The organism is Arthrobacter sp. NQ4, from assembly GCF_029077345.1.
GTDB lineage: Bacteria > Actinomycetota > Actinomycetes > Actinomycetales > Micrococcaceae > Arthrobacter.
In genome coordinates, this window is the sequence record NZ_JARETC010000002.1 from 2,703 (window position 1) to 15,256 (window position 12,554).

15 protein-coding genes are annotated in these 12,554 nt (G+C 65.1%); 11 read left to right on the forward strand and 4 right to left on the reverse strand.

Features of this window, described 5'->3' with window-relative positions:
• The coding region (locus PUN51_RS03825) for a hypothetical protein (protein ID WP_275179982.1) at positions 1-304 on the reverse strand (304 nt) is incomplete at its 3' end.
• Positions 305-1,073: 769 nt separating this feature from the next.
• Between PUN51_RS03825 and PUN51_RS03830 the strand changes: the two genes are divergently transcribed.
• Both PUN51_RS03830 and PUN51_RS20810 read left to right on the forward strand, forming a co-directional pair.
• Positions 1,074-1,385 carry a helix-turn-helix domain-containing protein gene (locus tag PUN51_RS03830; RefSeq protein ID WP_275179983.1) on the forward strand — a complete coding sequence of 104 codons (312 nt, stop codon included), beginning with the start codon at positions 1,074-1,076 and terminating at the stop codon, positions 1,383-1,385.
• 188 nt (positions 1,386-1,573) lie between these two features.
• The gene (locus PUN51_RS20810) at positions 1,574-2,023 is read left to right on the forward strand and encodes an IclR family transcriptional regulator domain-containing protein (protein WP_374114915.1); all 450 of its coding nucleotides are present in this window, start codon (positions 1,574-1,576) and stop codon (positions 2,021-2,023) included.
• Here the strand turns inward: PUN51_RS20810 and PUN51_RS03835 are convergent.
• Positions 2,020-2,607: a TetR/AcrR family transcriptional regulator gene (locus PUN51_RS03835; RefSeq protein WP_224025943.1), complete on the reverse strand. Its 588-nt coding sequence runs from the start codon at positions 2,605-2,607 to the stop codon at positions 2,020-2,022. The genes PUN51_RS20810 and PUN51_RS03835 overlap by 4 nt on opposite strands.
• Positions 2,608-2,734: 127 nt before the next feature.
• Here PUN51_RS03835 and PUN51_RS03840 point away from each other — a divergent pair, with 127 nt between their 5' ends.
• The 8 genes from PUN51_RS03840 (at position 2,735) to PUN51_RS03870 (ending at position 9,113) form a co-directional block, all read left to right on the forward strand.
• Positions 2,735-3,412: an NADPH-dependent F420 reductase gene (locus tag PUN51_RS03840; protein ID WP_224025944.1), complete on the forward strand. Its 678-nt coding sequence runs from the start codon at positions 2,735-2,737 to the stop codon at positions 3,410-3,412.
• 72 nt (positions 3,413-3,484) lie between these two features.
• Positions 3,485-4,486 (forward strand): alcohol dehydrogenase, encoded by a 1,002-nt coding sequence (locus PUN51_RS03845; protein ID WP_275179984.1) that lies wholly within the window; start codon positions 3,485-3,487, stop codon positions 4,484-4,486.
• A gap of 256 nt (positions 4,487-4,742) precedes the next feature.
• Positions 4,743-5,612 (forward strand): SDR family NAD(P)-dependent oxidoreductase, encoded by an 870-nt coding sequence (locus tag PUN51_RS03850; RefSeq protein WP_275179985.1) that lies wholly within the window; start codon positions 4,743-4,745, stop codon positions 5,610-5,612.
• The gene (locus PUN51_RS03855) at positions 5,609-6,154 is read left to right on the forward strand and encodes an NAD(P)H-dependent oxidoreductase (RefSeq protein ID WP_275179986.1); all 546 of its coding nucleotides are present in this window, start codon (positions 5,609-5,611) and stop codon (positions 6,152-6,154) included. The genes PUN51_RS03850 and PUN51_RS03855 overlap by 4 nt, the downstream gene beginning before the upstream one ends.
• A gap of 271 nt (positions 6,155-6,425) precedes the next feature.
• A complete protein-coding gene (locus PUN51_RS03860) occupies positions 6,426-7,577 on the forward strand; it encodes a class I adenylate-forming enzyme family protein (RefSeq protein WP_275179987.1) in 1,152 nt (383 codons plus the stop codon).
• Positions 7,574-8,044 (forward strand): TetR/AcrR family transcriptional regulator, encoded by a 471-nt coding sequence (locus PUN51_RS03865; protein ID WP_308209016.1) that lies wholly within the window; start codon positions 7,574-7,576, stop codon positions 8,042-8,044. Before PUN51_RS03860 ends, PUN51_RS03865 begins: the two co-directional genes overlap by 4 nt.
• Positions 8,044-8,232: a hypothetical protein gene (locus tag PUN51_RS20740; protein WP_308209017.1), complete on the forward strand. Its 189-nt coding sequence runs from the start codon at positions 8,044-8,046 to the stop codon at positions 8,230-8,232. The genes PUN51_RS03865 and PUN51_RS20740 overlap by 1 nt, the downstream gene beginning before the upstream one ends.
• Positions 8,229-9,113 (forward strand): alpha/beta hydrolase, encoded by an 885-nt coding sequence (locus tag PUN51_RS03870; protein ID WP_275179989.1) that lies wholly within the window; start codon positions 8,229-8,231, stop codon positions 9,111-9,113. Before PUN51_RS20740 ends, PUN51_RS03870 begins: the two co-directional genes overlap by 4 nt.
• 143 nt (positions 9,114-9,256) lie before the next feature.
• Here the strand turns inward: PUN51_RS03870 and PUN51_RS03875 are convergent, their stop codons facing one another.
• A complete protein-coding gene (locus PUN51_RS03875) occupies positions 9,257-9,568 on the reverse strand; it encodes a 4a-hydroxytetrahydrobiopterin dehydratase (protein WP_275179990.1) in 312 nt (103 codons plus the stop codon).
• Positions 9,569-10,155: 587 nt separating this feature from the next.
• Positions 10,156-11,022 (reverse strand): GntR family transcriptional regulator, encoded by an 867-nt coding sequence (locus PUN51_RS03880; protein WP_275179991.1) that lies wholly within the window; start codon positions 11,020-11,022, stop codon positions 10,156-10,158.
• Between the two features lie 266 nt (positions 11,023-11,288).
• Here PUN51_RS03880 and PUN51_RS03885 point away from each other — a divergent pair, with 266 nt between their 5' ends.
• A complete protein-coding gene (locus PUN51_RS03885; protein WP_275179992.1) occupies positions 11,289-12,554 on the forward strand; it encodes a RuBisCO large subunit C-terminal-like domain-containing protein in 1,266 nt (421 codons plus the stop codon).

Sequence of the window (12,554 nt, forward strand, 5' to 3'; positions counted from 1 at the left end):
TGGCGTGGGTGTTGTCGGATTTGGTGATGTGGGCTTCGTAGGCGGCGGAGCCGTCGTCTTCGGTGGTCATGGCATCGATGGTGGCGCCGGCGTTGGCGGCCAGGACGGCGGCCTTGACCTTGTCCGCCGTGTCCCCGGTGAGGGCTGTTTCGTTTCCATGGGCGGCACCGGCTTGGGCGGTGCTGGACGGGCTGGGCGCCGTGGTGGCAGCGTTGGCCGGCAGTGCGGCTGCAGTGAGGGCGCCGCCTCCGATCAGTGCACCGACAAGGCTGGCCCCTGCCGCGATTCTCCGGACGTTCTTCATCAGTTTTCTCCTTGTTGATGCCACTCCGTATTTCGAAGTTGTTCCAATCCTGCGGGGGCGCGCTGTCCAGGTCCTTTCCCTCTCCTGTGGGTGAACTGTGAGCTGTTTCAGGGCTGCTCCACAAAATTTGAAACCACCATTGCTGCCCGGCAGGATCGATTCACTGCCAGCCCGCACACTAGACAGCCGTCGACCGCCCATTCGACGACAGGAATCAGCGTCGGGTTAAAAGAGCCGAGAATGGTGATTCTGTTCGCTTGGCAGAAGGTACATGGTGCACCGTCTGAAGGGGACGAACTCCGAACCTGGACGTGTCCTGGCGAAGGGCTTAGTCGCGACGAATTCGGACGGTCCCAGGTGGCCTAAAGACCGTTTGTTGGGGTGTGGACATTGTCCACACTTTGGCCTTTGGACTGGGGAGGAGATCGCTCGGACCCGCTCGGATTCCGCGTATTTCCGCCACTTCCCCGTGCTTGCAGGGCTGGACTGTAGTTCGAGTCCCACCTCGGGCACAGTGTTTCCCCTCGTCAGAGGGATCTTTGCTTTTCCGTGTTGACAAAGCTCGCGGTCGCGTCGCCTGACGGGTTGGGCCGCGGGCTGTGGCCTGGCCGCCGCGGGGCCAATTCAGGTGTGCGGGGGTGGCGGGTACAGGACCCTGGCCCCTGGGCCTTCCGCCTGCGGGGTGTGGGTCATTGTGGTTCCTCGTTTCCGGTGCTGTCGGGTGGGCCCGGGGTGGCCTATACCCACGCTGCTGACCGGACTTTCCCTGGTGCATCTCGTCTCCGGCGGCGCCAAGGAGGCTTCAGAGCTGCCGCGCATCACCGGGCCGCCGCTCAGCACGGTGCATCGGCTCCCGCAGGTACTCAAAAGCGAAGGCTACCTCCGGGACGCACTCGTGGGTCTCGGCCTGGGACCAACCCTGATCGTGCTGGGGTTCAACGCCCTCTCGTCCAACCCGCTGGCCGCCGTCGCAACACCTCATCTGGACACCCTGGCTGGCCAGGTGCTGGACACCGTGCACATGGCCGTCCCCGATCACGGCTCGGTTCTCTACCTCGTCAAAATTCCCGGCTATCAGTGAGCGGAGATGCGCTCACGGGTCGGCCTGCGCATGTCTCTGACGCGCACGGGTATCGGTAGGGCAATGTTGTTAACTGATGATCCCGCTGCCTGGGTGCAGCGCTGGCGCGCGGAGGCACCGGCTGACGACACCGGCGCCCCCGCGCCAGCACTACAGGCCCCAATGCCGATGATGACTTCGTCGGGTGCATTCACCACTACCGCAAGGGCGGCTACTCATACGACATGGATGAGAACGAACCGGGGATCCGCTGTGTCGCAGCACCCGTCCGGGACGCTCAGGATCCATCGTGGGGGCCATCAGCGTCTCGGCAACCCCCTTACATGCCAGCGCACCGCATGCGGGGAACTCCTTCCCTCGGTGCAGCGCGTTGCCGCCGCCATTTCGGGGGAGAGGGGCTTCAGGCCGGCGCGCTAGACCGCTTGCGCAAGGACCCGAAACACCCCGCTTGCCCTGGGCGGGGGGCTAACTGGTCGCGTCCTGCCCCGAATCGATTCCCGAGCGCAGCGAATAGCGAATCTGACCAGGCTGTCGGCTGGCGGCCTGCAAAGGCCTGGCGCGCATCAGGCCCGGCGGCGAGACTGCGGGTGTTGTTGAGCGGTTGCTCGTTTGCGGGTCGCCGCTGGCGGTGGAACTAGGTCATGGCAGCGCGTGGTGCGCAGGCGCTGGTGATGAGGCGCCGGGCCAGCTCGACGGCGCGTTTTCCGTACGTGCCACCGTCAAGGACGGACGCGGTGGCGTAGGCCCCATTGAGGACGATGAGGAGTTCTTCGGCGAGCTGGTCGGGTTCGTCGGCGCCAGCCTCAGCCGCCAAGGAGTAGAACCAGTCTCGGATTTGTTGTTTGTGGGTAACGGCTGCCTGGTGTGCCGGGTGATGGCCTTCTGGAAACTCAGTGTTGGTATTCAGCATGGGGCATCCCCGGTAGGTGCTGCGGGCGCAGTCCGTGGCGAGTACTTCGAAAATGGCGATGAGCTTGTCCCGTGGGTCCGCGTGTTCCCCGGCGGTGTTGCGCATGCGCTCGAACCAGGCGTCTGCGCGGCCTTCCACGTAGGCCGTGGCGAGGGCATCCTTGGTGGGGAATTGACGGTAAACGGTGGCGTTGCCAACGCCGCACTCCTTGATGACCGTATCCATCCCCACTGCCCTGATACCCCGCGTGTAGAACAGGCGCGTGGCCACCTCAAGAATATTGCGGCGGTTTTCCTCACCCGTTCTGCGCATCGCACACTCCTTCAATTCCTACGTTGCCTGATCCTAGTTTGACAGACGGAACGATCCGTCACAAACTTGAGAACGATCCGTCACGTAGGGTCTCGTGCCCTGAACCTTAAAACACCGGGAGAACATCATGAAGACAGCAGTCCTTGGAACCGGAATGGTCGGCCGCACCATCGCGGCACGGTTGGCCGAGCTGGGCCACTCAGTCACCGTAGGCACCCGCGATGCCGAAGCTACGCTGGCCCGCGTTGACGCGGACGCCATGGGCACCCCGCCCTTCGCCACATGGGCTGCAGAAAACCCGGGCATCAATGTCGCGAGCTTCGCTGACGCCGCCCTGGGGGCGGAACTCATCGTCAACGCCACCAACGGCGGCGCATCCCTCGAAGTGCTGGGCGCGGCAGGGGAGGAAAACCTCGAAGGCAAGATCATTCTCGACATCGCCAACCCACTCGACTTCAGCAACGGCATGCCCCCAACCCTGTTCGTCAAAGACACCGACTCCCTGGGCGAGCAGATCCAACGCGCCTTCCCCGGAGCCCGCGTAGTGAAGTCCCTCAACACGATGAACGCCGACCTGATGGCCCGCCCGGGACAGCTCTCCGATCCCGGCACGGTCTTCGTTTCCGGCAACGATGCCGAGGCCAAGACCATCGTCAGCGGCCTGTTGAAGGACTTTGGCCACCAGGATGTCATCGACCTCGGCGACATCACCACAGCCCGCGGAACCGAAATGCTCCTGCCCGTCTGGCTCCGCCTCTGGGGCGCCCTCGGAACACCGGCATTCAACTTCAAAATCGTCCGCTGACCGGCAACACCGTCGCGCCCCGTCCTACGGGCTGCTGACCACTCTCCTGCACCGACGAAAGGCACCGTCACCATGAAAGCCATTCAATTCACCGCTCCCGGCACTTCCCTTGCGACCGTCGAGCTCAGCGTCCCCGAGGTCCCTCGGGGCCACGTCCTTATTAAGGTCGCCGCCAACGGTATCTGCCACAGCGACTCCATGCCCGCCGCCGGCTTCGCTTCCTCCTACCCTCGGACCCCCGGGCACGAGGTCGCCGGAACCGTTGCGACCTTGGGCGAAGGTGTCACGCAGTGGACCGAAGGCCAGCGCGTAGGCGTGGGCTGGTTCGGCGGGGCATGCTTCGAATGCGATCCGTGCCGTCGGGGGGATTTCGTCTCCTGCCAGACAGGGAAGATCACCGGCCTGACCTCTGACGGTGGCTACGCCGAATACCTGGTGGCTCCGGCTGAGGCCCTGGCCGCGATCCCCGACGCGCTCAGCTTCGCCGAGGCGGCCCCGCTGATGTGCGCGGGCGTGACTACGTTCAACGGGCTCCGCCACAGCGGCGCACGCCCGGGGGACGTCGTCGCCGTGCTTGGACTCGGCGGCCTCGGTCACCTCGGCGTGCAGTTCGCCGCCAAGATGGGCTTCGAAACTGTCGCCATCGCACGGGGTGCCGAGAAGGAAACGTTCGCTAAGGAACTCGGCGCGCACCACTACATCGACAGCACCATTACCGACGTCGCCGCCGAGCTCAAGCGCCTCGGCGGCGCGAGCGTGGTCCTGGCTACCGTCACCGATGCCCCGTCCATGTCGGCCACCGTCCCCGGTCTCGCAGCCCGCGGGCGGCTTGTGGTCCTCGGCGTCCCCCACGAGCCCCTCTCCGTCAGCGCCGCCGACCTCGTCATGGGCAGCAGCGCCGTCGCCGGCCATGCCTCGGGAACGGCGAAAGACTCCGAGGACACACTTCGGTTCGCAGCCCTCACTGGAGTGCGCCCCATGATCGAAACCTACCCGCTGGAAAACGCCGCAGAAGGTTTCGACCGCATGATGTCAGGCAAGGCACGATTCCGCGTCGTCCTCACCAACGACTAACGCAGGCGCGGCCCGGCCTCCTCCCAAGATATGTCCGGAGGAGGCCGGGCAACGCAGCTTCCAAGTCGTGGAGGAGATGGCTTTACGGGGATTCCAGCCGCGGTCCCTTGGTGGAAATCAAGAATTTGTCACGATCTGCGCATCCAACCGCAGGCGTAACAGCCAGCCTGTCGGCGCCGTCGCCGAACCTGGGCACGGTGTCGGCGCCGTGGCCGTCGACGATTAACGAACAGAGAACGGAAATCCAATGCAATCAATGGCAGGAAAGACTGTCCTCATTACCGGGGGCACCGGCGGCATCGGCAAGGCCACAGCGCTGAGCCTGGCGGCACTGGGGGCACGGGTTGCCATCACGGGACGTGACCCTGACCGGGCCGCCCGGGCTGCGGAGGAGATCCGCGACGTGGCGTCGGCCCCCGTGGACGTTTTCATTGCAGACCTATCCTCCCAGCAGGAGGTCCGCCGCCTGGCCGGCGAGGTGCGGCAGACCCTGGACCGCCTCGACGTTTTGATCAACAACGTGGGCGGCTTCTGGAACACCCGCCGCACCACCGCGGACGGCCTCGAATACACCTTCGCCCTGAACCACCTCGCACCGTTCCTGCTCACCAACCTGCTCCTCGAGCGGCTGAAGGAGAGCGCGCCGGCCCGGGTCGTGACGGTCTCCTCCGGAGCGCAGGCCATGGGGCGGATGAATTTCGCGGACCTGCAGGCCGAACTTTCCTACTCGGGCCAGCGGGCCTATAACCAATCGAAACTGGCAAACGTTCTGTTCACGTACGCCCTTGCCGCCCGGCTGGCCGGCACCGGAGTCACGGCGAACGCGCTGCACCCCGGTGTGGTGGCGACAGCGTTCGGGGCCGAGGACCCGGGCCGGGTACAGGCTTTCCTCACGCCGTTGGTCCAGCGCTGGATGAAGACGCCGGAGGAAGGGGCCCGGACCTCGATCCACCTTGCTTCCGCGCCTGAGCTTGAAAATGTCACGGGCCAGTACTTCGCCAACAGCACAGCCAAGAAATCATCCAAACGCAGTTACAGCAGGGCCGACGCGGACCGCCTCTGGCAGGTCAGCGCCTCCCTGGTCGGCCTTGAACCGGATTCTGAAAGAAGCACCAACCTTCCATGACCGCACACCGGACCCTCGTCGTCGTAGCCCACCCGGACCTGGCCGCCTCCCGGATCACCTCCCAGCTCGCCGCCGCCATCCGGGACCTCGACGGCGTGACCGTCCATGAACTCGCCTCCGCCTATCCCGACCGGCGCGTCGACCCCTCCCGGGATCAGGAACTCCTGCGCGAGCATGACACCATCGTCCTGCAGTTCCCCTGGCACTGGTATTCCGTTCCCGGCGTGCTGAAAGAGTGGATGGACCAGGTGCTCACGTACGGTTTCGCCTACGGCCCCGGCGGGGAGGCCTTGCACGGTAAGCGGCTGCAACTGGTCATCTCAACCGGCGGTCCCGAATCCTCATATGCGCCGACAGGGTACAACCGCTTCTCCATGGCCGAACTGCTGCGGCCCCTGGAGGCCACCGCGCACCTCTGCGGCCTGGAAATGGCAGAACCGCTGGTCCTGCATGCGGTGCCCCGGGTTACGCCGGAGGAACTGGCGGCGCATGCCGCGCGCTACCGGGAGCTGTTGTCGGCCGTCCCTGTCGCTGCACGCTGAGCAGTCAGGGATCAAGCCGAAGGCCTCCCGCCCAGGATTGGTGAGATGATGCGAGCACTCCTGCTGGACCGGCCCGGACCGCCGTCGTCGCTGCGCGTGGGAGTGGCGGCCCGGCCGGTTCCCGCCCGGCGGCTAAACCTCCAAGCTGTCCATAATGTGGAAAATTGTAATGCAGGAGTCCACACTACAGGCGCCTTAGGCCGCAGCCTGCGCCCTGCTCCCGCACCGCCTGCGCGGCTCCTCGCTGGGCCCCGGCGGCGTGGAGAAATCCGTGCCGCCGCCCACGCGGGTAACCCCGGCGCCGGATACCACCTTTCGGCGGGACGTGCACGACGACGACGCCCTGCTGATGATCTTCACCTCCGGAACCGAGGGGGCCAGCAAGGCTGCAGTACTGACGCACGCAAACTGCTTCTGGAACAACCTCTCGCTGTCACGCACCGTCGACATGGGCAGCAGCGACGTGGTGCTGGCCGTCCTGCCACAGTTCCACGTGGGCGGCTGGAACATCCAGCAACTGCTGGCCTGGTGGGTGGGTGCCACCGTGGTCCTCGAACGCGGGTTCGATCCCGGCCGGGTCCTGCAGCTGATACCGGAACGCCGCGTCACGATGCTGATGGGGGTCCCCACCCAGTACCTCATGCTTGCCGAGCATCCGGATTTCGCCACTGCCGAGCTCGGCAGCCTCCGGCATGCCGTGGTGGGTGGCGCACCGATGCCTGCGCCGCTGCTGCGGATCTGGCACCGCAGGGGAGTGGCGCTGAGCCAGGGTTACGGGCTGACCGAGGCGTCACCCAACGTGCTCTGCCTGCCCAACGAGGACGCCGAACGGATGGTGGGGTACTCCGGCAAACCGTATCCGCATGTGTCCGTGGCGGTCGCTGATCCGGCCACCGGCGAAATCCTTGAAGGTGCGGCCAGCGGTGAGCTCCTGGTGGGCGGCCCGGGCGTGTTTGCCGGCTACTTCCGGGATCCCGCAGCCACAGCAGCCGTCCTGGCCGGCGGCTGGCTGCACTCCGGCGACCTCGTGGAACGGGACGCCGAGGGCTACATCAGGGTAGTGGACAGGCTCAAGGACATCTACATCTCCGGCGGCGAGAACGTGGCGCCGTCCGAAGTCGAGGCCGTCCTCCTGGGCCATCCCGCAGTTGGGCAGGCAGCCGTGGTGGGTGTGGAGGACCCCCGCTGGGGCGAAAGCGGCCTGGCCTTCGTGGTGGTCCGATCCGGCATGGTCACGGACGAACAGGAACTGCTGGAGCACTGCAGCTCACAGCTGGCCCGGTTCAAGGTCCCGGCACGGATCGAGATGGTGTCAGGCCTGCCACGGACGGCGCTGAACAAGGTTCCCCGCGCCAAGCTGCGCCAGGAGTTGTCCGGACGTCCCGCTCCCGGACACGAACCCGCGGCGGGAGGCCGGCCATGAGCACGGCACCGCGCACCGCCAGGGGAAACCGCACCCGGGCCAAGCTGCTGGAAGCAGCCGAAGCGGTGTTCGCATCGGTGGGCTATCACGACGCCTCGATCGTGAAGATCACCGAGGCGGCCGGCGTCGGGCTCGGGACCTTCTACCTGTACTTCGACGGCAAGCAGACCATCTTCGATGAAGTGGTGGAGGACCTCAACCGCCGGGTCCGCCACGCCATGACCGACGCGGCACGAAATGCCCCCAACCGTATGGAATCGGAACGGGCAGGTTTCCGCGCGTTCTTCCGCTTCACCGCCCAGCACCCGGCACTGTACCGGATCATCCGGCAGGCCGAGTTTGTTTCCCCGGGGGCTTTGCGGCTGCATTACACCCGGATCGTGAACGGCTACATCGAAGGGCTGAAGGCGGCGCAGTCCAGCGGGGAAGTCAGGGACATGGACCCACCGTCGCAGCGTGGGCCCTGATGGGCATCGGCGAACTAATCGGCATGCGCTGGGTCCTGTGGGACGAGGAAGGCGCACCGCCGGTCGAGGGAGCGAGACCCGAGGTACCCGAAGCAGTATTTGAAGAAATGATGCAGTTCATCGAGCGGGGCCTTGCTCCTGACGCCGCCACCATAACCACCCCGCCCCAGGAAGGGACGTTGCCATGACTCAGAAAGCCAGCCAGGAAACCTACCGCACGACGGAAGTGGCGGTACGCGGCGGAACACTCCACACTGCCATCTGGGGCCCGGATGATCCTGCCGCTCCAACCGTCCTTGCTGTCCATGGTGTCACCGCTTCCCACAAGTCCTGGGCCTATCTCGCCGAAGCCCTGCCCGACGTCCGGATCATCGCTCCGGACCTGCGCGGGCGCGGGCGCAGCAACCAGTTGCCTGGACCATACGGAATGACCACGCACGCACAGGACCTGGCGGATGGGCCCTTGGTCGTGGTGGGGCACTCCATGGGCGGCTTCGCATCGCTTGTCCTTGCGGACCTGTTCCCGGAACGCATCCGTTCGCTGGTACTGGTGGACGGGGGCCTGCCCCTGCAGGTTCCGGCCGGCCTTTCGGACGAAGAAGTCATCTCCTCGGTCCTGGGTCCTGCTGCCGAGCGGCTCAATGCCACCTTCCCAAGCCGCGAGGTTTACCGTTCCTTCTGGAGGCAGCACCCCGCCTTCAGCGCCGACTGGGGTCCGCTCGTGGATGCATATGTGGACTACGACCTCACCGGCGAAGAACCGGAACTTCGGCCCGCCACGCGGTACGAGGCGATGGCGGAAGATACGGCGGACCTGCACCGCGGTGCTTCGCTGTTGGCGGCACTGGACGGCCTGACGGTAAACACCGATGTCCTCCGGGCGCCCCGGGGACTGCTGAACGAACCGACGGCCCTCTATGCCCCCGGATACCTGGAGTCGTGGGCAGCGAAGCTTCCCGCGCTGCGAGTCACGCAGGTGCCGGACGTCAACCACTACACCATCATCATGGGCCACACGGGCGCTGCTGCTGTCGCCGAGAGTGTCCGCGCCGCCCTGGCCGGAATGTGAGCGGCGCCAGCACGTGAAAAGGTCAATGGCCTGGAGTTCTGACTGCCGTCTCTCCGAGCGATTTTCGAGCGCCGATAATGGTGATTCCGTAAAGGCGGCTTTGCGCCTCGACGAGCCTTCGCCCCCTGCTCGACTGCGCGGACTTACTCCGCGGTGGCGACCCCGAGGTCCGCGGCGTGGCCGCTGATGGTGCGGGCGAGGTCGATGTCGCGGCTGGTGATGCCGCCGACGTCATGGCTTGAGAGCGTGACGCCTACATGGGGGTAGGTGAGCGTGATGTCGGGGTGGTGGTTGGCCTCCTCGGCGGAGGCGCCGATGCGGTTCACGAGCTCCAGCCCGGTGGAGAACTTCCGGGTCTTGAAGGTGGCCGTGATGGCCTCGCCGGTCAGGCGCCAGCCCGTAAGTCCTGCTTCGGTGAGTTCGGCGGCGGACAGCTTCCGTTGGGGATCAGTCATAGTGCCATCATGGCTCCGGAGGGTCGCCGTGGGCTACCCCCGGAGGCAGCACGCCCCCTAAGGGTGATGGCGGGCACCGGCGACGGCGGTTGAAGCTCGGCATTTGGTGGGGATGACGCCGTCGCGCCGGGGCGGTTGGGGGAAGGTTTAGTCTCGATGCCAGGCGCGTCCTTCTCTGAGCCCCTAGACACTATGTGAAACAATGTCCACAATTTTCATATCGGAGTGCCTCGGTACCGTCGGCGAACTGCTTCGGATTCCGCATATTTTTCGCGGATTCCCAGTGCCTGCAGGGGATGGAATGTGGTTCGAGTTCCACCTCGGGCAAAGTGTTTCCGCAGGACAAGGGCCTGTCGTCTTGCGCCACGCCTCCAAGCATGTCTTACGCAGACCGTTGTTGCGTTTGAGCCGCATCCGGTTCTGGGTGCATTAAAGCGTCGCCTCGAGTACACGCAGAAAAATTAGGACACTCGGGCGCGAGGCGGGGTAAGTATTCCGCAACTTATCTTTTCTTCAGCTGCGCTCCCGCGGGGTGCTGGACTTCAACGTTTCCGCCAAGATGCGTCTGTGCGGCGGTCTCGCAGCCTTTAGTGTGCCCCTCGCTCAAGATCTGATAGTTCAGATTCCAGTTGCTGGGTCAGGGTCCGAAGGCGGCGGATGTGCTCTTGGGAGACGCGTCCGGGTTGGGTTGTGACTTGTGCGTCGACGTCGAAGACTGTGTTGGGGCTGTGCCAGACGTTGAACCATTCCAGACCATGGCCCAGGGCGTCGCGGGTAACGCCCTGGAGCAGGAGCAGCGGTTCGCGCGTGTTGATGTTGAGCTTCCCGGCCAGGTCGGGATCCGATGAGACTGCCTGTACTTGGCGGGGTCCGCCGGCGGGGTGGTAGCCGTGGTCCCGCATCAGGTTCAGGAGTGAGGCGTTTTCCAGCAGTTCTGCGGTGAAGTGCGGGAAGAAGTCGCGAGGGACCCAGGTTCGCATGAAGGCCACGGGAAGGTCGTCGAGATAGCGAACCCGCTCGATCTTCCAGGTATTCGAGGTGTTGAGGGCCTCGACGCCGGCCTTGGGTGGCTCGGATGGTTCCACGCTGAGGACGTGAGTGCGCAAGCGCTGGCCGTGTGCTGCGGCTTGTTCGTCGAGGCCGCCGGCGCGCTGTACGTGCCGGCGAAGGACAGGTGTTGCAGCTACGACGCTGCCGCGGCCGCGCTGGCGACGAATCAGGCCCAGGTCGGCGAGGCCGGACAACGCTTGGCGCACGACGCTCCGAGAGACGCCGAACTGCCTCGTCAGCTCATCCTCGGTAGGGAGTGAAGATCCCGGGGAAAGTCCCATCTCTACGATTTGCCGGTGGAGGATGTCCCGGATTTGGGCGTGGAGAGGACCTCCGTCTTCCCGGTTCAGAGGGCTGGTGCGTCCCGCCTGCTCTGCCGATGTTACTGCTGGTTCCGAACTCACGTTGCCTCCTCTGCCCTGTTCAAATCTTAGCCCTCGCCTTCCTGCCCCTCGGCTGAACAACAATAAGCGGCCTTGACGTGACCCACACCACCGATTATTGTACGTATCAAAGGTACGTACAAGTTCGGTTCCGGATCACAGAAGCTGCTCTGAACGCGAAGTCCCGAGTCACCTGCTTGAGCCCGCATCGGCGCGTGAGCGAAGTGAAAGTACCTGCAGGTGACAGTCGGATACGTAAGTTTCAAACCCCCACATTGGAGAGTTCCATGCGCGACCCGCGCTCGGTGCGTTGCACCTACTACCTAGAATCCGAAATTGACCCGGAAAAGGCCGCCGCCATCATGGCTGGCGAACAGTCCAGCGGCACCTTCCTGCCGGTCCCGGGCGAATCCGCCCGGATCCGGGAGCGGCACGCGGCCCGGATCTCGGATGTGCAGGAACTCGGCTTTTGCCGCCCTTCCCTGCCATCACGGGTGAACCCGGAAAAGGTCCGTGCAGCATTGGTCACTGTTGATTTCCCCATGGAGAACGTCGGAACCGACCTGGCAACGCTGCAGACAGCCATTGCAGGCAATCTTTTCGAACTCGGCGATCTTTACGCCTGCCGTCTTCAGGACATCCAGTTGCCGGAGGACTTCGTCGCCGCCCACCCGGGTCCGGCCTTCGGTATCGACGGGACCCGCAAGCTCATCAGCAATGTCCAGGGCGTGATGGTTGGCACCATCGTCAAGCCCAACGTCGGGCTTTCCGAAGTGGAGTTCCGGCTGGTTGTCCGCGATCTGGCGATGGCGTCCATCGACCTGATCAAGGACGATGAACTCATGACTGATCCGGCCTATCTGCCGCTGGAACGCAGGGTCGCAGTCGCCACAGAAGAGATCCGGGCCGCCGAGCAGGTCACCGGCCACTCGACCATGTACGCCTTCAACATCACCGGTGACCTCGCCGGCCTTCAGAAGCGCCACGACCTGGTCGTTGAGGCCGGGGGCCACTGCGTAATGCTGAACATTCCCGTGATGGGGCTGCCGGCCCTGGCGCTGTTGCGCAGCTTCGCCGAGGTTCCCATCCACGGCCACCGGGCGGGTCTCGCGGCCTCCATGAGGTCCAAGGCCCTGGGCATGGATTACCGGGTGTGGCAGCAGATAGCCCGTCTGGCCGGTGCCGACCACCTGCACGCCAGCGGGTTGGGCAGCAAGTTCTACGAACTCGACGAAGAAGTAGCCTCTAACATCCGCAGCCTGCTCGAACCGCTCGGCCAAACCATCGCACCGCTTCCCGTGTTGTCGTCCGGGCAGAACGTCACCACCCCGGGCCCCACGTTCGACGCGGTGGGTTCCACCGATCTGATGATGCTCGCCGGAGGCGGAGTCGCCGCCCACCCGGACGGACCAGGAGCCGGAGTGCGCAGCCTCCGCCAGGCCTGGGAAGCAGCCGTCGACGGAGTGCCCCTGCAGAGCGCAGCGGACAAACTCGCCCACACCGGGGACGAGGCTCTCCTGCACGCAGTCCAGACATTCGCGAAAGGTGCCTGA

Bases quoted from the DNA above. Each gene is read 5' to 3' on its own strand.
- PUN51_RS03870 (WP_275179989.1), top strand. From the start codon at position 8,229: ATGACTCAGAAAGCCAGCCAGGAAACCTACCGCACGACGGAAGTGGCG.
- PUN51_RS03835 (WP_224025943.1), bottom strand. From the start codon at position 2,607: ATGCGCAGAACGGGTGAGGAAAACCGCCGCAATATTCTTGAGGTGGCC.
- PUN51_RS03875 (WP_275179990.1), bottom strand. From the start codon at position 9,568: ATGACTGATCCCCAACGGAAGCTGTCCGCCGCCGAACTCACCGAAGCA.
- PUN51_RS03850 (WP_275179985.1), top strand. From the start codon at position 4,743: ATGGCAGGAAAGACTGTCCTCATTACCGGGGGCACCGGCGGCATCGGC.
- PUN51_RS03865 (WP_308209016.1), top strand. From the start codon at position 7,574: ATGAGCACGGCACCGCGCACCGCCAGGGGAAACCGCACCCGGGCCAAG.
- PUN51_RS03885 (WP_275179992.1), top strand. From the start codon at position 11,289: ATGCGCGACCCGCGCTCGGTGCGTTGCACCTACTACCTAGAATCCGAA.
- PUN51_RS03840 (WP_224025944.1), top strand. From the start codon at position 2,735: ATGAAGACAGCAGTCCTTGGAACCGGAATGGTCGGCCGCACCATCGCG.
- PUN51_RS03845 (WP_275179984.1), top strand. From the start codon at position 3,485: ATGAAAGCCATTCAATTCACCGCTCCCGGCACTTCCCTTGCGACCGTC.
- PUN51_RS03855 (WP_275179986.1), top strand. From the start codon at position 5,609: ATGACCGCACACCGGACCCTCGTCGTCGTAGCCCACCCGGACCTGGCC.
- PUN51_RS20740 (WP_308209017.1), top strand. From the start codon at position 8,044: ATGGGCATCGGCGAACTAATCGGCATGCGCTGGGTCCTGTGGGACGAG.